Raw genomic sequence first — 22,946 nt, forward strand, 5'->3', positions numbered from 1 at the left:
GTAGAACGAATTATGCATCCGCTTCGTAAACAACGTTTGATGATTGTGATTTTTATTGTGGTGTTTTCCAGCATCGCCGTGGGCCTTATGGCTTACGCGCTGCGTGAAAACATCAACCTGTTTTACCCGCCCAGCAAAATTGCCGCGGGTGATGTTCCACACAATAAACGTATTCGGGCGGGTGGTTGCGTTAAACCAGGCAGCGTCCAACGCGCCAGTGACTCGCTGCAAATCCAATTTGTGATTACAGACGGCACCGCTGATGTAAAAGTTAATTTCAATGGAATATTGCCTGACTTGTTCGCCGAGGGGGAAGCTGCAGTAATCAATGGCGTTGTAACTGACGCTGGCGAGCTTGATGCCAGTGAAGTGCTAGCCAAACACGATGAAAATTACATCCCACCTGAAGTGGCAGAAGCTATGAAAGATAAAGGCGAGCATCAAGCCAGTTGCGAGGGTCTAAAATATGCCTCTTGATTTTGTCCAACTGGCGCCCGAGTTGGGGCAATTTGCCTTAATTTTGTCGCTTTGCCTGAGTACGGCGTTATTTTTCTTACCATTAATCGGCGCGCACTATGGCAGTCATCTGCTCATGCGTTCCGGCCCGTCATTGGCAACGGGCTTCTTTTTTTTCGTCGCCTTTGCTTTTTTTTGCTTGACCTATTCTTTTATTCACGACGATTTTTCTGTTCGCTATGTAGCGACTAACTCCAACTCTCTGTTGCCGATTCAATACAAAATCAGCGCTGTGTGGGGGGGACATGAAGGCTCACTGTTGTTATGGATTTTAATGTTGGCTGGTTGGACTTTAGCTGTTGCAGTTTTCAGTCGCTCATTGCCACTGGACATGCAGGCGCGAGTGTTATCGGTGATGGGTTTTGTGGCGATTGGATTCCTCTCCTTTATTTTGTTTACCTCCAATCCGTTTGATCGCATTTTGCCTATGCCGCCACAAGACGGCAGTGATCTCAATCCGTTATTGCAAGATATTGGCCTTATTATTCATCCACCTGTTTTGTATATGGGTTATGTGGGGTTCAGCGTTTGTTTTGCATTTGCGATCGCAGCATTACTGACAGGCCGGCTGGATAGCGCCTGGGCTCGCTGGTCGCGCCCTTGGGCAACAATGGCTTGGGGTTTTCTGTCGGTGGGCATCGCTTTGGGGAGCTGGTGGGCTTATTACGAATTGGGTTGGGGTGGCTGGTGGTTCTGGGACCCAGTGGAAAATGCTTCTTTCTTGCCTTGGCTAATTGGTACCGCATTAATTCACTCATTAGCCGTTACAGAAAAACGTAGCTTATTCAAAAGTTGGACAATTCTGCTCGCCATTTTCACCTTTTCATTGAGCTTGCTGGGAACCTTTCTGGTGCGTTCTGGCGTGTTAACGTCAGTTCATGCCTTTGCAAATGACCCGGAGCGCGGTGTATTTATTCTCGGGTTTTTATTACTGGTAGTTGGTGGCTCGCTTACCCTTTATGCCTTGCGTGCGCCCGTCGTAAAAGGTTCAACCGGGTTTGGTTTATTTGCGCGCGAGACCCTGCTACTGGGCAACAATATTTTATTAACTATCATCATGATTATGGTGTTGATTGGAACTCTTTATCCATTAATTGCCGATGCCTTGAATCTGGGTAAAATTTCCGTCGGCCCGCCATACTTTAATGTGTTCTTTTTACCCTTGATGGGATTGCTGTGCCTGCTGATGGCATTTGGCCCCTTGGCTAACTGGAAGCGCACATCAGGCAAACAATTCCTTTCACTCCTGTGGAAACCATGGGTAATCAGTTTGATTTTTGCGCTTTTATTTCCGCTCTTTTATCGCGATACCTATGAGCCACTTGCTGCACTGACCGTATTTGTAGCTAGCTGGGTATTCACTGCACTTATTGCCGATACTCTTTATCGCATCCGCAATGGTTCAACGTTAGTTAATGGCCTAAAAAAATTAAGCCTCAGCTATTACGCGATGGTTATCGCGCATGCGGGAATTGCGGTGACTGTAACCGGTGTTGGGTTAACGAGTATTTATACCGAAGAGCGCGACATCCGGATGGAAGTTGGCCAGCACGTACAGGTTGTTGAGTACGAATTTGTATTGAATAAATTGGTAAAAGTGGAAGGCCCCAATTACATCGCCGATGAGGCGCAAATTTCTGTATTTAAGGATGGTCAGTTTTTACGTGAAATGAAACCGCAGAAGCGCCGCTATTTAGCATCGGGCAGCACCATGACAGAAGTGGCACTTGATGTAGGGTTCTTCCGCGATCTCTATATCGCGATGGGGGAGCCACTCACTGAAACTGCATGGGCGATGCGTGTCCACCTCAAGCCGTTTGTGCGTTGGATTTGGCTTGGTGCATTGATGATGGCCTTAGGGGCAGTGCTTGCCGTGGCCGACAAGCGCTACCGCAAAGCGGTTAAACAAGAGATCCAGGTTGATCTGCCCACAGGAAAATTACTCAATGAATAAGCAGCGGTTATTTTTATTTATACCTCTGTTGGTATTTGTTGTGCTCGCTATTTTTTTCTGGCGCGGCTTGTCTCTTGACCCCAACGCCATGCCTTCGGCGTTGCTAAATAAACCTGTTCCTGTTTTCGAGCTACCTGTATTGCCGGCACCGGAGAATCCCTCCGGTCTGGTCACCGCCAATCAGGAATTATTGAAGGGCAGGGTAAGCTTGTTAAATGTGTGGGCGACCTGGTGTGTCACCTGCAGACAGGAGCATGAATTTTTAAACACCTTAAAAGCACAAGGCATTCCTATCTACGGTATAAATTACAAAGATAACAATGATGACGCGCAGAATTGGTTAGCCGAGCTACACAATCCATACGTGTTTAGTGTGATCGACGCCGATGGTCGCCTGGGATTAAATTTAGGCGTATTTGGCGCACCGGAAACTTACATTATCGATAAACAAGGTGTGATTCGTTATAAGCACATTGGGGATGTGAATGCCGTTGTTTGGGAAAACACCATCAAGCCCATCTTTAATAGTTTGCAATAAACCTATCTCAACAACATAAAACGCGTTTGATCCTGATCAATTGTTTTATTCCAGGCATAAGTAGACTGAATCCGTTGAATCAATTGGCGGAGGTGCCTTATGTATATGGATTCTATTGTTGCTTATGGTCTGGTAATCGTGGCTTTGGCTTGCATAATGATTACTTATGTCGGTATCTATGCGTACAAACACATTAAAGAAGACTCTGCAAAAGCAGATAGAGAACTAAATAAGAAAGCTATTTAAGTGAGCGCAGAGAAAACCTAAATACTCAGATAGAAACCAAAGAGCCCCTTGTGGGCTTTTTGTGTTTTAGTACGATTATTTTCTCGTTAGTCATTATATTGCGGACATAAAAAAAGCCCCAGATGTGGGGCTTTTTTCATTTCATATATGGCGGACCGGACGGGGCTCGAACCCGCGACCTCCGGCGTGACAGGCCGGCATTCTAACCGACTGAACTACCGGTCCGCAGCGTCACTAAGAACCACTATTACCTTTTGAGTAGAAGTGGTGGGCGGTACAAGACTCGAACTTGTGACCCATGCCTTGTAAGGGCATTGCTCTACCAACTGAGCTAACCGCCCAAGATATTCGCTTTTCAGCGATCACCTTGTTGGTGGCGCGTATTCTAATGATGTAAAAATTTCGGTCAACCTTTTTCTTACGGTTTTTCCAAAAAAATGTAAAAAACCTAAAAAGTGGTTGCAAAACAATCGCTTGCGATCAGTTTTTACCCTTTATTCAGGCGTACCTCTCATGCTTATGAGTTGTTATACTCGCGCACAAATTTTCATTTGCGGCGGATGGCTTGTTATGCGATCACAATTATTAAGGCTAGGTCTGTATGTCGGATTTTTAGTGTTTTCGTCGTGGAGTATGGCGGCAATTGATGTGCATGAATTCGACAATGAGGTTGATCGCAAACGCTATCAAAGTTTTATTGATGAAATGCGCTGCCCTAAATGCCAGAACCAAAATCTTTCCGGTTCGGATTCACCAATAGCCATGGATTTGCGTCGGGAGCTTTATCTAATGATAGAGGACGGAAAGTCAGACAAAGAGATCGTGGATTTCATGGTGGAGCGTTATGGCGAATTTATCCTTTATCGACCACGAGTTACGTCGTCCACTCTATTGCTGTGGGGGGCACCAATATTTTTGCTGATTGCAGGCATCATCTTATTGCTACTCATTGTGCGCAAACGCCGTTCGATTGACTTGACGGCCAGTGGGTCAAGTTTGTCTCCCGAGGAGCGAGAGCGCCTTGCTGGGCTATTGGGCAGCAGGCGAAATAAAGATTCAGTTGCCAAGCAGGAGAACAAGCAATGACCGCTCTGTGGGGAGGCGCTGTTGCGCTGTGTATTATCGCTACGTTATTTATTTTTTGGCCGGTTTGGCGCTACAGGTCGCAAAATTCCATAACTGCAGCAGTTAATGTGGAAGAGCGACTTGCTGAAAATGTGCGTTTATTTCACGAGCATGTGGCCGAACTGGAGTCGCAACTTGCTTCCGGTCGAATTGATTCCGCACAGTTTGCCCAACTGAAGCTCGAACAAGAGCGAGCACTGCTGGATGATGAAGCTAATATTCGTGCAGCACAGCAAACGCGCCAACTTAACGTTGGTGGTATTACCTTTGCGGTGGTAGCACTTGCGGCATTGCTTGCCGCTTATGGTTTATATCGCGAGCTGGGCAGTAGTGCCGATGTCGAGATACGAATGGCGCAAGCCGAAAAACAGCATCTGGATATGCTGGACTATCAAGCGGGGCGAAATCCTGACCCGGTGCGTACCCGTGAGATGATCCGCTTAATTGAGGCTCGTCTGGCCGATAACCCGGATCAGCTTCAATACTGGTTTTTTCTCGCCCGGATGTACATGGACATAAGCGATTTTACCAACGCAACCAATGCCTATTTGCAAGTGTTAGAGCGAGATAAAGAGTCATCAATGGTGATGGCTGAGGCAGCTCAGGCAATGTTTCTGCGCGATGGGAGCAAAGTCAACCCGGCAATTGTTGATTTAGTACAAAAAGCCTTAAAGCTAGACCCTGATAACACTATGGCGTTGGGCTTGGCAGGTATAGACGCTTTCGGAAAGCAAGACTATCTAGGTGCCATTAAATATTGGGGGCGGGTGGTTAATCTAAGTGGCCCGGACTCCGCTGGTGGTCAGGCGCTTACCGCAGGCATAGAGCGAGCTGCCGGGCTGTTTTTTGCCAACGGCGGTACTCAGGAACAATTGGATGCAGCGCGCAACGGGCGGCAAATCGCGGTTAATGTTTCACTGGCGAACGATGTGAAGGTTCAACCCGACCAGTTGGTTTTTGTTTATGCACGAGCGTGGCAGGGGGCCAAAATGCCTTTGGCGATTGCCCGTTTCAAAGTATCTGAATTACCCAAGCGCGTATTGCTAACTGAAGCAATGGCAATGACCGATGCTATGACACTCGCCACAGTTGATAGTGTTGAATTAGTGGCGAGGGTATCACAGGATGGTACAGCAACCGCGAAAGCGGGTGATTGGCAAGGCAGTATCGGCCCCGTGGATGCGGCTGCTGCGCCGGCAGATTTGCAAATAACCATCAGTGAGCAAGTCGCTCCCTAGGGTTGTAATTTATTTAGGAATAGATGAATCGCTTAAAAAGCAGGCGACCACTGCCGCACTTGATAAGCAATCCCATGTTTGCCGTTTTGGGCGGGTGTAAAGCTCTACACAAATGTGTAGAATCCCGCCCTTAGTGGTTAATTTGGCGTTTTCTTAAAATTTTATAGCAGTCAAAAAGACTAACAAAATCAAACAGCTAGGCGACTCGAATCGCCAGCGGACTATTTCTTGAACAGGTGGATTGAAGATGGGCGCTTCAATCGCAAAAACCTGCTGAATCATGAGTGATACGGATCTATGCGGTTAAAGTGCATCAAACTGGCTGGCTTCAAATCGTTTGTTGATCCGACAACGGTCAACTTCCCCAGCAATTTATGCGCTGTTGTCGGGCCAAACGGCTGCGGCAAGTCAAATATTATCGACGCGGTACGTTGGGTAATGGGTGAATCATCAGCCAAAAACCTGCGCGGCGAAAACATGACTGACGTTATTTTTAATGGCTCCAGTGGCCGTAAACCAGTTGGTCAGGCCTCCATTGAACTGGTGTTCGACAATTCCGATGCAACACTGACTGGCGAGTACGCGGGTTTCAGTGAAATCAGTATTAAACGTAAAGTTTCTCGCGATGGTGATAACAGCTATTACTTGAATGGCACCAAGTGTCGCCGCCGCGACATTACCGATATTTTCCTCGGTACCGGCTTGGGCCCCCGCAGTTACGCCATTATTGAACAGGGTATGATTTCGAAGTTAATCGAAGCCAAGCCCGAAGAATTACGGGTTTACATTGAAGAAGCCGCCGGTATTTCCAAATATAAAGAGCGTCGTCGCGACACAGAAAGCCGTATGCGCCGCACCCAGGAAAACCTGGAGCGTTTAACCGATATTCGGGATGAGCTCGAGCGGCAACTATCACGATTGCAGCGCCAGGCACAAGCCGCCGAAAAATATGCCGAATATAAAAAAGAAGAACGCTTGTTAAAAGCGCAGTTGCAGGCGCTCAAATACCAGCAGCTTGATCAGCAAGCCAAGGCCAAACAGCTAGCCATCCGCGACTTGGAATTGCGCATGGAATCTTTTGTGACTGATCAAGTCAATAAAGATACCCAAATTGAAAAGTATCGCACCCAGTACACTGAACTGGGCGATAAGTTTAACGAAGTTCAAGGACGTTATTACGCTATTGGTGCTGAAATTGCGCGCCTTGAACAAAGCATCCAGCATGCTAATGAACGTGCGCGTCAGCTTCAAACAGATCTGGATCAAACCAGTCGCGACAGCAAAGAAGCAGAAGAAAATCTTGCCATAGATACCCAAAAAGTTGAGGCGTGGGAAGAGGAGCTACTGGAGCTGGAACCAGAATTGGAGTTGGTGAAGGCTGCGGAAGAAACTTCCAGTGAGTCCTTGATTGATGCCGAAGAAGCAATGCAACGCTGGCAAAATGATTGGGATAGTTTTAATCAGCGCGCAGCGGAGCCGCGTCAGCGTGCAGAAGTCCAACAGTCCCGCATCCAGCATTTGGAACAAGTTCAGCAGCGCTTACTGCAGCGCATCGAAAAATTACGCGAAGAAAAAATGAACTTGCAGGATGGCTCTGACGACGAGTCGATTGATGAGCTCACTGAGCGGCTTGCAGAGTTGGATTTGGTTGCCGATGAAAAACGGGCGTGTCTCGATGGTTTTGTAGAAACACTTGATACAACCCGTAATGAAAATAATCGCCTCGTCAATGAGCTTGATCAGGCGCGCAGTCAATTGCAGAAAATGCGCGGCCGCCATGCTTCTCTGGAAGCATTGCAACAAGCAGCCATGGGCGAAAAAAATAAAGCCGTAACCGAATGGCTCGCCAAGAATAATTTATCTGGACAGTCGCGACTGGCCGAATCAATTACGGTTGTCGATGGCTGGGACAAAGCGTTGGAGACAGTGCTAGGCAATTCGTTACAAGCGGTTTGTGTCGATCAACTTGATGCCGTAGCCGGCCTGCTGACAAATCTCACTCAAGGTGAATTGGTGTTATTTGACCCGCAGGCAAAAACAGCGGCGGCGCCTTTCACAAAAGCAGAATTGTTAAGCACGAAAGTTAGCGCTGAATGGGATGCGCAAGGCGTGCTCGCCGGAATTTATATTGCTGATGATTTATCTGCAGCGCTTGCATTGCGCAAACAGCTCACAGTCAATGAATCCGTGATTACTCGCGATGGAATATGGTTGAGCGCACACTGGGTGCGTGTCACACGCGATACGGATGCAAGCTCTGGTGTTATTGCCCGTCGTCAGGAATTAGAAGAACTCACTGCAGCAATTGCCAGCGCTGAAGAACAAGTTGAGTTATTAAGCTCGCAGCTTGATAAGGGGCGTGACGCCATCAAGCGCCTTGAACAGGAGCGTGAAGCCTTGCGGCGCGAAGTGGATGAGCAGAACCGCAAACACAGCGAGTTGCGCTCACAGTTAAGTGCCAAACAAGTTCGTATCGAACAAATGAACATGCGTCGTGAGCGTGCTGAAAATGAAATCCGCGAAGCGCGCGAGCAAATGGAGCAAGAAGCAGAGCATTTGTCGGAAGCACGAGTAATTCTGAGCGAAGCCATCGAAATGATGGAGCAGGATACTGACCTGAGAGAGTCATTATTACAACAGCGCGATGATATTCGTTCCGGTTTGGATAGCGCACGACAACGCGCCCGCCACGACAAAGACAAAGCGCACGAAATTGCAATGCGCTATCAGTCTGTAAAAACCCAGCTGGAATCGATTCGCTTGGGGATTGGACGCTTGCGCGAACAAGTTGCTCGCTTGCATGAACGGCGTGAACAATTAATTGCTAGCATTGCCGATAATCGCGATCCGGTAGAAGAGTATAAATTAGAGCTTGAGGCGTCATTGTCCAAGCGTCTCTCTGTAGAAGCGTCATTAACTGAAGCTCGTCGGGCGCTGGAAACTGTGGAGCACGAATTACGCAACTCTGAGCAAGCGCGCAATCGCGCCGAGCAAGAAGTGCAAGCAGTGCGTGCACATTTGGAGCAGGAGCGTTTAGCAGCGCAAATGTTCGAACTGCAGCGTGCTGGCATTGTTGAACAGCTTGAGGAAGAAGAATTAAATCTGGATATTATTCTGGCTGAAATGCCTGAAGGTACAGAAGTAAAACCGTTGGAAGAGGAATTGGAATCCATTGCCGGTCGCATTAGCCGTTTGGGCCCAATTAACCTTGCTGCCATTGATGAATATAAAACCGAATCCGAACGCAAAAATTATCTTGATGCGCAAAATGCGGATTTGATGGAAGCACTTGAAACGCTTGAGAATGCTATCAAGCGTATTGATCGTGAAACGCGTACGCGCTTCAAAGAAACATTTGATCAGGTTAACAAGAGTTTGCAGGAGCTGTTCCCGAAAGTTTTTGGCGGTGGCCATGCTTATCTTGAACTGACCGGTGACGAACTGTTGGATACAGGCATTACCATTATGGCTCGCCCGCCAGGTAAGCGTAACAGCACTATTCATTTGCTGTCGGGCGGCGAAAAAGCGCTAACAGCAATTGCATTGGTATTTTCTATTTTCCGTTTGAACCCGGCGCCTTTCTGTATGCTGGATGAGGTAGATGCACCGCTCGATGACGCAAACGTAGGGCGCTATGCACGTATGGTTGAAGAAATGTCAGCCCAAGTGCAATTTATTTACATCACACACAATAAAAATGCGATGGAGATGGCGCACCAATTGTTGGGCGTCACCATGCACGAGCCCGGTGTTTCACGCCTGGTGACAGTAGATGTTGACGAGGCCGCAGAACTCGCTGCGGTTTAACACTAAATACATATTACGGATAACCTTATGAAAGATTGGGTCATCATTATTGGATTCCTGTTTATTGTTTTGATTCTGGTCGATGGAATCAGACGCAAACATAATGAACGCACTGGCAAAATTAAAGTGTCTCGCTCACTTAAAAAAAGCCTTAAGCAGCCAGCACTGGAAGATGAAGAAGATCAGCTTGCCGCAGCACCTAGTTATACCAGTGAACTGCCTAATGGTGGCGCTCGTGTAGTGGCAAAGCGCGACCCACAAGCGCCAATTCCAAGTATTGAAAAAAAGGCGCACGCCAAATCCTACACAGAAAAACAGCAGCGTAATGCGCTTACAGAAGCGCCTATTACACGAGCTCAACGCGAACCCCAGCAGACCAGTCTCAATCTTGGACAGTCGGTGCCTATTTTGATGGAATCAGTGGAAGATAAAAATCGTTCACTGCCGCTGGATGAGCGTATAGAGCCCAGCTTCTCCGCTGTAACACCTGACTCGGATCTCGACCATGTCAATGACGGACAAGATTACGAAGGAGAGGACTACGAGGAAGATGATCACCCCTATGTGCGTGAACTTGATGATGAAAGAGATGATATAGATTCCAATGAAGAGGAAGATTACGAATACGAGGATGAGCTTCCGCAGGACGATCATGAGCAAGGTGATGCTGACTATGATGATGAAGATTACGAAGAAGATGATGAATATGAAGATCATCAGCAGCCAGCAGCGCAAAACAAAAATGAATTAAACCAACAGCCCGCGCCAGAACCGGAAGAGGTTTTAATTATTAACGTAATGGCTCATAAAGGTGAGATGTTTAAGGGCAGTGACTTATTAGACATCATCCTGAAATGCGGTATGCGCTACGGAAGCATGGATATTTTCCATCGCTACAGTGATGCAAAAGGCGAGGGTGCACTGCTATTTAGTATGGCGAATATGGTGAAGCCAGGAACTTTTGATCTTGATGCTATGGATGAATTTGAAACTCCAGGCGTAAGTTTGTTCATGACTTTACCGATTAATGCAGATTCAATGCAATCGTTTGATTTGATGGCGGATACTGCACGTGCGATTGCAGAAACATTAAATGGCGAATTGAAAGATGAGCAACGCAGTGTGATGACTCGTCAAACACTCGAACATTGTCGCCAGCGTATTCGTGATTTTGAACGAACTCGTCTATTTCGCCGTCCACCGCGCCACTAAGATAAATTCTTAAGATGCAGGGATGCATCTGCTGTCTATCAAGGCATGAATCGCAGCGTGTTGCTAACCGCAGGATTCGCTTCTTCAGGTACATTCATTCATGTCTACTTTGTCTCTCTTTGATAATTCCCCCCCAGAAATTCAACAGCTGCGTCAGGAGATTAATTTCCACAGTTATCGTTACTACGCATTGGATGATCCCCAAATAACCGATGCCGACTACGATCGGTTAATGCAGCGTTTACGTGAACTAGAACTTCAGTTTCCAGATTCTGTCACACCCGACTCGCCAACCCAACGGGTCGGTGCTGCGCCGCTGTCTGCATTCCAGACAGTGATTCACGAAATGCCAATGCTGTCCTTGGATAATGCATTTAGCGATGAAGACTTATTGGCGTTTAATCAACGTGTACAAGATCGCCTTAAAAGTACGGGGGATATTGAGTACGCATGCGAATTAAAACTTGATGGTATAGCTGTCAGTTTGTTATATCGCGACGGCGTACTTGTGCGTGGTGCAACACGGGGTGATGGCACCAATGGTGAAGATATCACTCAAAATGTACGTACCATTAAATCAATTCCCTTGCGTCTGCACGGGGAAGGTTATCCCGTAGTTTTAGAAGTTCGCGGCGAAATCTATATGCCCAAGGCCGGTTTTGAAGCGCTCAATGAAAAGGCTCGGGGGGCGGGTGAAAAATTGTTTGTAAATCCACGTAATGCGGCCGCAGGTTCTTTGCGCCAATTGGATCCTCGCATTACGGCAAGTCGTCCGCTCGAAATGTGTGCATACAGTGTTGGATTGGTTGATGGTGGTCAGTTGCCGGAAACCCATAGCGACACCTTAACTGCTCTAAAAAACTGGGGCTTTTTAACCAATCGCGAAACGCAAGTTGCAAAAAATATTCAGGAAGCAATGGATTTCTATCGTCGAATTGGACTGAGACGCGACGGACTTGCTTACGATATTGACGGTATAGTTTTCAAGGTTAACTCTCGCGAGTTACAAGAAAAGCTCGGTTTTATTTCTCGTGCACCACGCTGGGCTATTGCTTATAAATTTCCTGCGCAAGAAGAGTCCACACTATTGTTGGATGTGGAGTTTCAAGTCGGCCGCACCGGTGCCGTCACGCCAGTGGCTCGTTTGCAGCCCGTATTTGTGGGTGGCGTTACCGTTTCTAATGCAACGCTTCACAATCGCGATGAAATCAATCGCCTAGGCATAAAAATTGGCGATACGGTTATTGTTCGTCGTGCGGGTGATGTTATTCCGCAGATTGTGCAAGTGGTAGAAAGTAAGCGAACACCCGATGCCCGCGATATTATTTTTCCTGACTCATGTCCGGTTTGTGGTTCGCCCGTAGAGACTGTTGCCGATGAAGCTGTCGCTCGTTGCTCAGGCGGGCTAGTGTGCGCAGCGCAGCGCAAAGAAGCGATTAAACATTTTGCCTCACGCAAGGCAATGAATGTAGAGGGCTTGGGAGATAAACTCGTAGAACAGCTTGTCGATTTAGGCTTGGTCAATAATCTTGCGGATATTTATTCCCTGAGTCGCGAACAATTATCGGCCATGGAGCGCATGGGGGAAAAGTCTGCGGACAATATTCTAAGCGCGTTGGAGACCTCCAAAAAAACTACCTTGGCAAAGTTTATTTATGCCTTGGGTATTCGTGAAGTGGGAGAGGCAACCGCGCGCAATTTTGCCAATTACTTTGGCAGTTTTGAGGTGCTAGCGGCTGCCGATCAGGAGACCTTACAAAAAGTGCCTGATGTTGGCCCTGTGGTCGCACACTTTGTAGCGGAATTTTTTGCACAAGAGTCCAATATTATCGCCGTATCTGCATTGCGCAACCATGGTATTCATTGGGACAACATTGATGTCGTGAGCCCTGAGGAGTTGCCACTGGCTGGGCTTACTTATGTATTAACGGGCACATTGGAATCGCTCTCTCGTGATGATGCCAAAGCACACTTGCTAGCGCTTGGCGCAAAAGTAGCCGGTAGCGTATCCGCTAAAACAGATTATGTTGTCGCTGGGCCGGGCGCTGGATCAAAACTCGCTAAAGCAGAAGAGCTGGGCCTGAAGGTTATGGACGAAGCGGGATTACTTGAGTTACTACAGCAGCATGGAAGGAGCATTTAGCAATGCAATATAAAAACGCATTAATAGTTTTTGCGCGGTTGCTGTGCTTGGTTGGCTTAATAGGTTTAATCGGGTGCTCCAGCTTGCCCCCAACAAAACCTCAAGATCTCTGTGCAATTTTTGATGAAAAACCTTCTTGGTACAAAGAATCAAAAAAAGCCGAAAAACGTTGGGGCTCATCAGTACCGACCATGATGTCAATCATGTTTCAGGAGTCTCAATTCAAACATAATGCACGGCCAGCACGCACAAAAATCCTGTGGGTGATTCCAGGGCCGCGTCCTAGTGATGCTTATGGTTACCCCCAGGCAAAAAATGCCACCTGGAATGAATACCAAAAAAACAGTGGAAATGGTTGGTCGCGTCGCGATAATTTTGGTGATGCGATTGATTTTATTGGTTGGTATAACAGACAAAGCCAAACCCGCAGCCGAATCAACCCCGGGGACAGTTATAATTTGTATCTCGCGTATCACGAAGGCCATGGAGGCTTTAATCGTGGGACTTATAAGCGAAAGAATTGGTTAATCAATACTGCCCGTAAAGTTGAATCCCGTGCACAGCAATATGACTATCAGTTGCGGGCCTGTGAGGATCGGTTTAAAGGCAGTTGGTGGTGGCCGTTTTAAAAGTCGTTAGTTGTCGTTACTAATGTCGGAGTGATTATGGATCAAGAATCAATTGTCTACGGTTGTATTAAGGATGTATCACCGTCAGCGCTGGAGTCTGAACGTATTCGTGTTAACCGCGAGGCGATGCTGTCTTTACCTCATGCAGACGAGTGGCCGTTTCTGAGTCAGGAAATGTTTTCTATTCCTGGTGTTAATTCGCCATTTTTTAATTATCAAACAGAAGTCATGCACTTCGGCGCGTCTTACAAGGCAGTGGAATATGAATGGGATCAATGGATTGCCCAGTTTGAGTCGCTGCTGAGCAAAATGTATTGGGTTTCTGCAACCGTTCACTTGGAGACGGAATTGTCAGGTACACATACATTTACTTGGGAAGCGAACGGAAGTTTTCATAAGCCCGGCTCTGGCAATATGCGGGTACGCTGTGAATGGAGCCACGAAGGCTCTTTGAGCATTTAAATATTTATTGAGTTTAGTTATGCAGATTCCACTGACCAAACCTGACTTTCGTTTTCGTCGCCTGCGCAGAACTATAGCCCTGCGTGAATTAGTGCGTGAAACTCATTTGCATATGAGCGATTTTATTTTGCCCATTTTTGTGGAAGAGGGCATTAGTGAGCCGGTTCCAATTAAATCCATGCCGGGTGTATTTCGCTACCCAGAAGCGCAACTCGCAGATATTGTAGTGCGCGCTTGGGACAAGGGTGTGCGTGCAATTATTTTGTTTGGTGTGTCCACACATAAAGATCACGAGGGTTCCGATACCTGGTGTGAGCATGGTTTGCTCGCGCGAATGATTCGTGCCGCAAAAGCAGCACAGCCAGAAATGTTAGTTATTAGCGATAACTGTTTCTGCGAATACACCGACCATGGTCACTGCGGTGTAGTTACCCATGATGATGTGGATAACGACAAAACTCTCGCAAATTTACAAAAACAAGTTGTACTGGCAGCGCAAGCCGGTGTCGATATGATTGCCCCGTCGGGCATGATGGACGGCATGATCAGTGCAATTCGCCAAGCGTTGGACAGCGCCGGGTTTACGCATATTCCAATCATGTCTTACTCCACCAAATTTGCTTCTGCATTTTATGGCCCGTTTAGAGACGCGGTTGATAGCAGCTTTAAGGGCACGCGCAACACCTATCAAATGGATCCATCCAATTCACGTGAAGCGCTTGCCGAATCCATGCAGGATGAAATGGAAGGCGCCGATATTCTTATGGTAAAACCGGGCATTGCGTATTTGGATATTCTTGCCAGTATTCGCGCCAATTCAGCGCGCCCCTTGGCGGTTTACCATGTGAGCGGCGAATACGCGATGATTAAAGCCGGCGCGGCTGCCGGTGTTATCGATGAGAGATCTATCGTTCTTGAAACCATGACGGCATTTAAGCGTGCAGGAGCTGATTTAATTATCACTTACTATGCCGAAAAAATGGCTGAATGGCTTTAAGTTTTGCTTATTGGGTTGAAATTAGAATCAGGATTTATAAGTAATGATGTCGTTGTTTCGCGAGCAAAAATTCCTTGTCATATTGTTAATTCTCAGTGTGTTGGTGCTGGGTTTAGGGTTATTTATGATTCAATCGACTAACAAAAAATCTGAGCAACAAACAAAACAGCTAGTGAATGAGCAGGAAAAAACCGTTGCAGCCATGAATTTAGTGGCTGAAATTGCTCAACAGGAATTAAAAGCACAACAATCAAACCAACAAATGGTACAGACTGTAGGTGATATAAAACCGCAGGAATCGCTTGATCGTGTCGCTGCACTAAATGGTCGTATACCTGAAGTGGGTAGCGATGATTGGTGTGAAGTGATGATGGTGAAAGACGCTAAAGATTGGACTGAAGATGAGCAATCGCTTTTTGCCAAACATTGTCTGTAATTTATTCGCCGCAACTTTGTGAACCCTTCTGATGTTTTTTAGCGATTCCCGTCTTCATTTTTTTAATCCGCTCACGGGTAAATACCGGGCGCTCGCTGCTGAGTGCCTGCGTCTTTTATATCAGCGTTTATACACAGATCTGCGTGACTATGGACATGCGATTAATCGCGAACAGCTAGTTGATATTTTTAAAGAGGCAATTGCTCGCGCGCCCATTTTGGATATTGATCTTGATGTCGATACCGAAGGTGAGGATACAAGTGAGGGGCGCTTTAAAACCCAGCGCGATCTGGCGAGTTTTATTATTAACCGTTTAATTGAAAATGGTTGGCTGGAAAAGCAAGTCGACGAAACCAGTTTGCAAAGTAGCTATGGTTTTAGTCGCATGGGCCGTTTATTTACCCAGCCCTTTGCCGATAACGATGCGAATCAATTTCGTACCCGCAATCGCAACACCCGTAACACCCGCAATAGTTTGCAAGCCTTTTACGATCAAGGTGAAATTAACGATTTGCTCGATGCTTATGAATACTCAGAGCGAATCATCAGTGATTTCACCGATGTCATCGCCGAGCTTGAAGAGCGCAAGCGTCAATTGGTGCGTGAAGTGGAATCACGCCAATTAATTCAGCAAGCAAGCGATGAGTTTTTTGATTTTATGGAGACGGTATTCAAACCTGACCTGGAAGTACGTTTGTCTGCTGATAGTGTAGAAAAATACCGCGACCAAATTTCCGACATAATCACCAAAATTCGCCGCAAACGGAAATACGGTTTGGGCGATGAAGAAACCGCTGCAAAAGATTGGCGCGCAGTAATGGAAATTCGCTTGCGCAAAGCATTACCGCAAAAAGTAGTTCCCGGTGTATCGCTGCTGGAGACCTTGCTGCAAACCATTGACTCACGCTTGAAAAATGCCTGTGACATTATGTTGCCCGCGCTGCGGCGCGCATTGAACACCTTTACCCAGCGGGCTGACATTATTATTCGCCAGCTCAGCTACATTAATAGCCGAGGGCAGGATGACCTGATGGACATTTACCGCTCGCTTGGCAATTTATCGCCCGAGCAGCAGGATGAGGCCTTAGTTGTGCAAGGCGAAGCGATTGCCAGTATCCAAATGGGTTATATCGACCCTGCGCAAATCCAATTGCGTGCCCCGCGCAATATTCAAGTTGTACGCTCAATGCTTGACGAGGATAAAGCATTGGATGCAGAAGCTCAAAAATCATTGTTCATTCAACAAGCGTTGGATAAAGCCTTTATTTTGCAATCCAGTAGTGTGCGTGATTATGTCCATCGTGCACTGCTGGAAAAAGGTGAGATTCGCAGCAGCGAGTTGCAGGCGAATTCCATGCAGGAATTATTAAATCTCTCCCATGCCATTGAAGTTGGCGCTGCAGACAATCTTTCGTCCCGTTATCGTTTTTGTGTTCAACAAAATAGCGAATGGTTGCACCAACAGCCTTTGGTAGCAAATAGCGCTTACTTTAAGCAGCGCGATGAATTTGTAATTAGCTTGACCGATGAAGGTAAGCCCAATGAGTAACGCATTAAGCTCGCTCCTGCAGGAGCAGTTGGATAAACACAATTTAAGTTTGGAAAACTGGCGTGAGCTGGTACAGCGGCTACTGGATTACGGTGTCTTATGTCGCGATGACAGTCAGGTTGAAGCCGAACTCTATGACCGCTTTTTGCGTATTCATGAACTACTGAATGATTACTTGAGTTTGATGGGAATTCGCTTTCAGCATGACAGCCATTTTCGTTTTGTGCGCATTCTGCCACCGGGTGCACGTTTACCCGGTATGGATGATGAAACTGACGAGCCATTCAACGCAGGGTTGCGCAGCCGCTTAAATCAACACGAAGTTGCTTTGGTATTAGTGCTGCGCGCCGAATACGACAAAGCGTTACGTGAAGGTAGCATCGACGAGCAGGGTTGCGCCACTTTATCGCTCGAAGCCATCGCCATGGCGATGAAAAGTTTGCTGCGTCGCAGCTTGCCGGAAAATATCGGTGAGCGTCGCCAAGCGTTTAAACGTTTACGCCAGCTGCGGTTGATTAATTTTTTCGCCGAATCAGATATTGATTCCAGCGAAAGCTGGATAAAAATTCGCCCGTTAATCATTAATCTCGTTAATAACGAATGGCTTGAGCAGATCCGTAATCACCTTGCAGAAAACTTACTACTAGTTGATGAGGATGCAGAAGAGCCCAGCACAGCAAGCGACGCTCGTCCATCTCCCGCCAAGCCCACCCCGCATTTTAATCGCTCGCTTTTTGCCGCTGAAGAATAGTTATGTATCTGAAAAAGTTTATTTACGTTAACTGGGGCAATGTACCCAATACCGAGTTTGAATTTGGGCCGATTAATTTATTTTCCGGCGGCAATGGCTCGGGCAAAACTACGGCGGCGGATGCGATTCAAACCATCATGACGGCAGCCCATGATAATTTGTTTCATTTCAACCCTGGGCAGGATGAATCCAGTCAGCGTGGCCGCGGTGGAAAACTGGTGCGCACACTCGCATCCTATGTGTTGGGCTGTGACGATGGTGCGTATTCCCGCCCGCAAGGTTGCGATGGATATTTAGCGGCAATATTTCACCCCACACAAGGTGAAAATAGCGAGCCATTTACCGCATTAATCGGCATGCGTGCGTTTTTAGAAACAGCAGGGCAAGGAGCAGGCCTACAAAAAGTTGCCCGTTTGGATGATACCCAGTTTTATATTCTGAGTGATGTAGAACTGGGGTTAAACGATTTATTAAAACAAGAAAAAACACACAAGTATGTAGTTCCACTCGACAAACTCTACGCTGGTTTGCGCCGCAAATATGGTCAGTCACAAGTAGAGAAATACGACAAGAAAAAATCTTATCTGTGCCGGCTTTATGGTATTTTGCGCGGCAAAAAGGATGCAATCTCCGAGCGTGAAGCCATGAATGCCGCCCGCGCATTTTCGCGCTTTATGGCATACAAACCTATTAAGGGTATCGATGAATTTGTTGCCAACGAGATTCTGGAGTACCGCGATTTAGGCGAAGCCATTCGCACCGTATCCACCATGCTTAAACGTATTCATGCCATGGAGTCAGACGCCCGCACGCTGCGCCAAGGCATTGAGCGTATGGCACAGGGGCGTCAGTGGTCGGACAACTTTATCGCCAACTGGCTTGAACAACAGGTGCTGCAATACTCTGTAGCAAAACGCCGCTATACCGACTCACAAAGTTTGTATTTGGATGCAAAACATAAACAGCAATTGCTACGTGAAAGCTCGGCGGGACATCAGCAATCGTTATCTGCCTGTGAAGCCCAGCGCGATGAAATTAACCAATTGATTCTTGCCGCAACAGCCCGCCGCTTAGGCGTCCCGGCACTGCGTGATAAAGATCAACTGGAACAGGAAAAAGTTGCTCAAGAAAAGCTGATTCAAACCCAAGTGCCGGAACTGCGTAAGCAACATCAGCAACTTTTGGTTAACCTTGAAGCTGCCCAACAATTCTCACTGGCTTTGCGCCAAACCTCCATCGCAGTGGATTTACCTGCGTTAAAAGATAGCAACCTGACGGCATTGGTTAAAAACCTGTGTAGCGATTCCGAGGCACTGGATATCCACCAGCTTCTCAATCGTGACTTGATTGAGCTTAGCCCGCTGGAACCTCAGCTGGAAAAAGTGGTGGGGCTGCAAAAACATCACAATGCATTTTTCGCCAGCTTATTTACGCAAGATTCCAATGCCGGTGTTGCGCGGATTAATTTACGCGATCAAATCGCTCAGGAGCGCGATAAACGCAAAACCCAGGCTGAGCGTTTGCAAAAAAATACTGAGGTAAAACGCCGCGAAATCCAGACCTTGGAATCACGTCAAGTGAGTTACCCCGGTTTTGTGCGCGCCGCGCTTGACGCGATTGCTACCCAGTGCCCGAAAGCCGATGCCAGGGTTTTATGCGATTACGTGGATATCACCGATCGCGAATGGCAAGCGGCGATCGAAGGTTATATTGGCGCAGCACGTTTTGGCATTATTGTTGAACCGGAATACGAAGCCGAGGCGATTGCTATTGTGCGCAATATGGCAGGGCAGGGGAATCGCGCCCGCATTATTCAGGGCGATAAAGCGCGTAAGGATATTGATAAATCTGGCGAACTGACTAGTAACTCCATTATTCAGGTAATGAATTTTTCCCACGCCACCGCAGAGGCCTACATTAAAGCGAGCTATGGCAATGTACAACGCGTAGAAAATGCCAAAGAGTTAAAAAACACGCGGCGCGGCATCACCAAAGATGCTATGGGCTCGGGCAATTACGCGATGTTTCGCTGTGATATGGCAGATTCAGAATTGGTATTTGGCCAAGGCGCTCGCGAGCGCGCACTGGATGCCAAACGCAATGAATTCCATACGCTGGTAAGTGAATGGCAAGCCGCAACGGCTTATGCGGAAGAGGCCCAAGAACTCTTGCTTGCGCTGGATAAACTTAAGCCCTTGAGTTATGCCGAAACATTACAGGCGATGCTGGCGGCACAAACAAAAATTCAAGCGATTGATAGTAAATTGCAGCAATTGGATTTAAGTGATACTACAGCATTAGAGGCAGAGTTAAATGAACTGCAATTGCGCTTGCAGGAGCAGAACCAACATTATGCTCGCTTAAACAATGCACAAGTGGATTGCCGCGCAGAATTAAAGTTAGCGGATAATCTCTGCCACAAACTGGATGCAGAGCAAGATAAAACCCTCGCGCAGGTTGATAGTTGCGAAAACAACCTGCAAGCCATTGCTTCATTCTGGCCAGACTTTGACGCGGACGCACGTTTGCAACTTGCCGATGAAGAGATAGGCCAACACAGCGTGCAGTACTTTGAAACCCAGTTAGCTGGCGTAAACGCCGAGTTAAAAACTATTTTACATCGCTTGCAACAAGCGGCGATGGTGCACAACCAGTTCTGTGCAACCAGCGATGCCATTTTGTTTGATATTGACTACAACGACGATTTGGGAAGCGCGAATTTCCGTGCAATTTGCGATATGCGTCGGCAATTTGATGCGCTCTATAATCGCGATAAAAATCATATTCTCGCTCAGCGACATCAGGAAATTGAATCGCTGCGTGAAAGTTTTAACAATGCCTTCGTCACCAATCTGTGCCACTCCATTTATCAAGCTATTAATGATGGTAAAAAAACACTGGAGGATTTGAATAAAGAATTGGAGCATCACCGCTTTGGCGCGGACCGCGAGCGCTTCCGTTTTGATTGGGAATGGGTACCTGAATTCAAAGAGTATTGGCAATTCTTTAAAGCCGTGATCGATAGCCCCAGCCTAGGGGAAGGCGAAACACTGTTCAATATGAAGCTGGATGAAAAACACCAGCGTGTGCGCGAACGACTAATGGCGATGTTGCTGGATGAGGACGAACAAAAAGCCTTGCGTGAATTAACGCGCATTGCCGATTATCGTAATTATCGCTGCTATGAAATTTACAAAGAACCAGAAGGTAAAGCCCCCATTGCACTCAGCCAATATGGCACGGGCTCTGGTGGGCAGCTGGAAACACCGGCTTACATTATTCGCAGCGCCGCCATTACCTCCGCATTTCGCTTTAATGAAGGCAACAGCCATTTGCGCATGGTGTTGGTAGATGAGGCGTTTTCTAAAATGGATGAGCATCGCTCCCGTGAAGTGATTAATTACTTAACGGAAAGCTTGGGCTTGCAGCTTAATTTTATTATGCCAAGCAGTAAGTCAGGCCCATTTATGGATTTGATTTCCAACCAGTTTGTATTCAGTAAATGCCCAACCGCCGAACCGGTTGGTGAATTAAAAACGCGGGTAATGCTTGATCGTCAAGTGTGTGATCAGGAGAAGATTAAAAAATTAATGGCCAATCACCGTCGAGCGATACGTCAGCAGGCCGCGTTGGATTTTATGTTGGAGGTTGAAGGGTAAAAAGATGAGAGCATTAGCTCTCATCTTCTAATTTAACTTGCGGAAAGAAACGCGCAATTTTTTTAATTAGCTTATCTTGCTCCAGAGGTTTAACCACATAGTCATCAACACCGTCCTCAATGGCAGCGCGAATCTGTTTGGCTTCTGTTACGGCGGTAACCAACATAAAAACCGTACCTAAATAACGCTCTGCGGCGCGCATCGCATTGTGTACATCAATGCCGGATTTGGTAGGCATATTCCAATCGCAAAGTACCAGATCGTAAATGGGATTTGCGTCATACATAGCGCTAATCGCCTTCAACCCATCGTTGGCAAAATCAACCTGATAAATACCTGATGCGCGTAAAAATGCGTTAATCAGCTCGCATATCAATTGGTCATCATCTACAACCAACACTCGAATTTGCCCTGACAACAATTCTTGACGACGACCAAATGCCGCTTGGCGGATGGGGGATACAGCCTTGGGCGATATGTAGTGATTGATACGCTCGTTAACAGGGGCATCAAAAGTGTGTAGTTTATCGCTCAATTTTTGTAAGGCGGATTCAATCAGGGGCAGGTCTTGCATCAGCTGCGCCTTGGCTTTCTCGATTTCTGTGTTGTTCAGGTTTTTAGTTATCCAATCGCGCTTTTGCGCCAATGTTTTTCCAATAACCTGCAATTCCTGTTTGGTAAACATAGAAAACCTTTTGCGTGAAATTACCATTAAACCTTTTACAATATAGCCCAGAGCTATCACATGGCTAGTAACTTAATCCAATTTTAGAGGGTAATCCAGCGTGTCAAATCTTGATTTATTCATATCCCGTTTGGAGCAGCTAATTGAGCGAGTAGAGGCAATATTGCCTGCTCAGCGCCCCGAACCCGACTGGAATGCCAGCGCATTTCGTTGGCGTACACGTTTAAATGGTGAGGGTTATTTGCAGGCAGTTAAACACCCGCATAAGGTTGCGTTGGAGTCGTTGAAGAATATTGAGCACCAAAAACAGTCTATTCTGCGTAATACGGCCCAGTTTGTCGCCGGGCGCGACGCCAATAACGTACTGCTGACCGGTGCACGTGGTACGGGTAAATCCACGCTGATCAAAGCCGTCTGGGCTGAGTTTGCCCCCAAGGGGTTAAAGATTATCGAAGTAGATAAAACAGACCTCCTGCATCTAAGCGAAATCGTTGATTTACTGGGAGAACGACCTGAAAAGTTCATTATCTTTTGCGATGATTTATCGTTTGAAGAAGGCGAGATCAGCTATAAAGCATTGAAATCGGTATTGGATGGATCTATTTCTGCACCCACTGCGAATATGCTGTTCTATGCCACCAGTAACCGCCGTCACCTTATCCCGCAAAAAATGCGCGAGAATCTGGATGTTAGCGATGAAAGCGGTGAAGTGCGCCCAAGTGACGCCATTGAAGAAAAGGTATCTCTGTCTGAGCGATTTGGGCTGTGGCTGAGCTTTTACCCATTCAGTCAGGACGATTACCTCGCTGCCGCCCAGTACTGGATCGTTCATTTGGGCGGTCAGTGGACGGGAGCAGCTGAGCAGGCTGCGCTCTTGTGGCATAGAACCCGCGGTGCACGCAGTGGCCGCGTGGCATGGCAGTTCGCCAAGGATTATGTTGGTCGCCAGTAATAGTGCCTGTTAAGGGTGGCGATTAGCGTAACAAATTGGTGTTTTCT

The 22,946-nt window shown here is 47.1% G+C and carries 18 protein-coding genes and 2 tRNA genes; 17 read left to right on the forward strand and 3 right to left on the reverse strand.

Annotated elements, in window-relative coordinates:
• Window positions 1-12 precede the first annotated feature (12 nt).
• From ccmE to NNX04_RS03445, 4 genes are all read left to right on the forward strand, one after another.
• Entirely contained in the window at window positions 13-477 is a 465-nt protein-coding gene (ccmE, locus tag NNX04_RS03430) for a cytochrome c maturation protein CcmE (RefSeq protein ID WP_040391731.1), read from the forward strand.
• Between the two features lie 10 nt (window positions 478-487).
• The gene (locus NNX04_RS03435; protein WP_040392005.1) at window positions 488-2,470 is read left to right on the forward strand and encodes a heme lyase CcmF/NrfE family subunit; all 1,983 of its coding nucleotides are present in this window, start codon (window positions 488-490) and stop codon (window positions 2,468-2,470) included.
• Entirely contained in the window at window positions 2,463-3,008 is a 546-nt protein-coding gene (locus NNX04_RS03440; RefSeq protein ID WP_261947518.1) for a DsbE family thiol:disulfide interchange protein, read from the forward strand. The genes NNX04_RS03435 and NNX04_RS03440 overlap by 8 nt, the downstream gene beginning before the upstream one ends.
• 105 nt (window positions 3,009-3,113) lie before the next feature.
• A complete protein-coding gene (locus tag NNX04_RS03445) occupies window positions 3,114-3,254 on the forward strand; it encodes a hypothetical protein (RefSeq protein WP_191966435.1) in 141 nt (46 codons plus the stop codon).
• Window positions 3,255-3,402: 148 nt separating this feature from the next.
• Here NNX04_RS03445 and NNX04_RS03450 read toward each other — a convergent pair.
• Both NNX04_RS03450 and NNX04_RS03455 read right to left on the reverse strand, forming a co-directional pair.
• Window positions 3,403-3,479: transfer RNA gene (locus NNX04_RS03450), tRNA-Asp, on the reverse strand.
• A 40-nt stretch (window positions 3,480-3,519) separates the two neighbouring features.
• Window positions 3,520-3,595: transfer RNA gene (locus tag NNX04_RS03455), tRNA-Val, on the reverse strand.
• 229 nt (window positions 3,596-3,824) lie between these two features.
• On the opposite strand from NNX04_RS03455, the gene NNX04_RS03460 reads away from it, so the two are divergent.
• From NNX04_RS03460 to NNX04_RS03515, 12 genes are all read left to right on the forward strand, one after another.
• Entirely contained in the window at window positions 3,825-4,340 is a 516-nt protein-coding gene (locus tag NNX04_RS03460) for a cytochrome c-type biogenesis protein (protein ID WP_040392004.1), read from the forward strand.
• Complete coding sequence (gene ccmI / locus NNX04_RS03465; RefSeq protein ID WP_261947519.1) at window positions 4,337-5,617, forward strand: c-type cytochrome biogenesis protein CcmI; 1,281 nt, start codon at window positions 4,337-4,339, stop codon at window positions 5,615-5,617. The genes NNX04_RS03460 and ccmI overlap by 4 nt, the downstream gene beginning before the upstream one ends.
• 297 nt (window positions 5,618-5,914) lie before the next feature.
• On the forward strand, window positions 5,915-9,424 hold the full coding sequence (gene smc, locus NNX04_RS03470; RefSeq protein WP_261947520.1) for a chromosome segregation protein SMC: 3,510 nt from the start codon (window positions 5,915-5,917) through the stop codon (window positions 9,422-9,424).
• A gap of 27 nt (window positions 9,425-9,451) precedes the next feature.
• Window positions 9,452-10,636 carry a cell division protein ZipA gene (gene zipA, locus NNX04_RS03475; RefSeq protein ID WP_007641310.1) on the forward strand — a complete coding sequence of 395 codons (1,185 nt, stop codon included), beginning with the start codon at window positions 9,452-9,454 and terminating at the stop codon, window positions 10,634-10,636.
• A gap of 100 nt (window positions 10,637-10,736) precedes the next feature.
• Window positions 10,737-12,779 (forward strand): NAD-dependent DNA ligase LigA, encoded by a 2,043-nt coding sequence (ligA, locus tag NNX04_RS03480; protein WP_261947521.1) that lies wholly within the window; start codon window positions 10,737-10,739, stop codon window positions 12,777-12,779.
• Between the two features lie 2 nt (window positions 12,780-12,781).
• The gene (locus NNX04_RS03485) at window positions 12,782-13,408 is read left to right on the forward strand and encodes a transglycosylase SLT domain-containing protein (protein WP_007641305.1); all 627 of its coding nucleotides are present in this window, start codon (window positions 12,782-12,784) and stop codon (window positions 13,406-13,408) included.
• A 36-nt stretch (window positions 13,409-13,444) separates the two neighbouring features.
• Window positions 13,445-13,870: a hypothetical protein gene (locus NNX04_RS03490; protein ID WP_040391727.1), complete on the forward strand. Its 426-nt coding sequence runs from the start codon at window positions 13,445-13,447 to the stop codon at window positions 13,868-13,870.
• A 19-nt stretch (window positions 13,871-13,889) separates the two neighbouring features.
• Window positions 13,890-14,867, forward strand: a complete 978-nt coding sequence (gene hemB / locus NNX04_RS03495; protein WP_261947522.1) for a porphobilinogen synthase — start codon at window positions 13,890-13,892, stop codon at window positions 14,865-14,867.
• 43 nt (window positions 14,868-14,910) lie between these two features.
• Window positions 14,911-15,303, forward strand: coding sequence for a DUF3012 domain-containing protein (locus NNX04_RS03500; RefSeq protein WP_040391724.1), 393 nt, complete (start codon window positions 14,911-14,913; stop codon window positions 15,301-15,303).
• 31 nt (window positions 15,304-15,334) lie between these two features.
• Window positions 15,335-16,852: a Wadjet anti-phage system protein JetA family protein gene (locus NNX04_RS03505; RefSeq protein ID WP_261947523.1), complete on the forward strand. Its 1,518-nt coding sequence runs from the start codon at window positions 15,335-15,337 to the stop codon at window positions 16,850-16,852.
• Window positions 16,845-17,603, forward strand: coding sequence for a DUF4194 domain-containing protein (locus NNX04_RS03510; protein ID WP_261947524.1), 759 nt, complete (start codon window positions 16,845-16,847; stop codon window positions 17,601-17,603). The genes NNX04_RS03505 and NNX04_RS03510 overlap by 8 nt, the downstream gene beginning before the upstream one ends.
• A 2-nt stretch (window positions 17,604-17,605) precedes the next feature.
• Window positions 17,606-21,262, forward strand: a complete 3,657-nt coding sequence (locus NNX04_RS03515; protein WP_261947525.1) for an ATP-binding protein — start codon at window positions 17,606-17,608, stop codon at window positions 21,260-21,262.
• A 13-nt stretch (window positions 21,263-21,275) separates the two neighbouring features.
• On the opposite strand, the gene NNX04_RS03520 is transcribed toward NNX04_RS03515, so the two are convergent.
• Window positions 21,276-21,947 carry a response regulator gene (locus NNX04_RS03520; protein ID WP_151057774.1) on the reverse strand — a complete coding sequence of 224 codons (672 nt, stop codon included), beginning with the start codon at window positions 21,945-21,947 and terminating at the stop codon, window positions 21,276-21,278.
• 100 nt (window positions 21,948-22,047) lie between these two features.
• Here NNX04_RS03520 and NNX04_RS03525 point away from each other — a divergent pair, with 100 nt between their 5' ends.
• Window positions 22,048-22,899: an ATP-binding protein gene (locus NNX04_RS03525; RefSeq protein ID WP_261947526.1), complete on the forward strand. Its 852-nt coding sequence runs from the start codon at window positions 22,048-22,050 to the stop codon at window positions 22,897-22,899.
• Window positions 22,900-22,946 lie beyond the last annotated feature (47 nt).

This window comes from Cellvibrio sp. QJXJ, from assembly GCF_024452345.1.
Taxonomy (GTDB): Bacteria; Pseudomonadota; Gammaproteobacteria; order Pseudomonadales; family Cellvibrionaceae; genus Cellvibrio.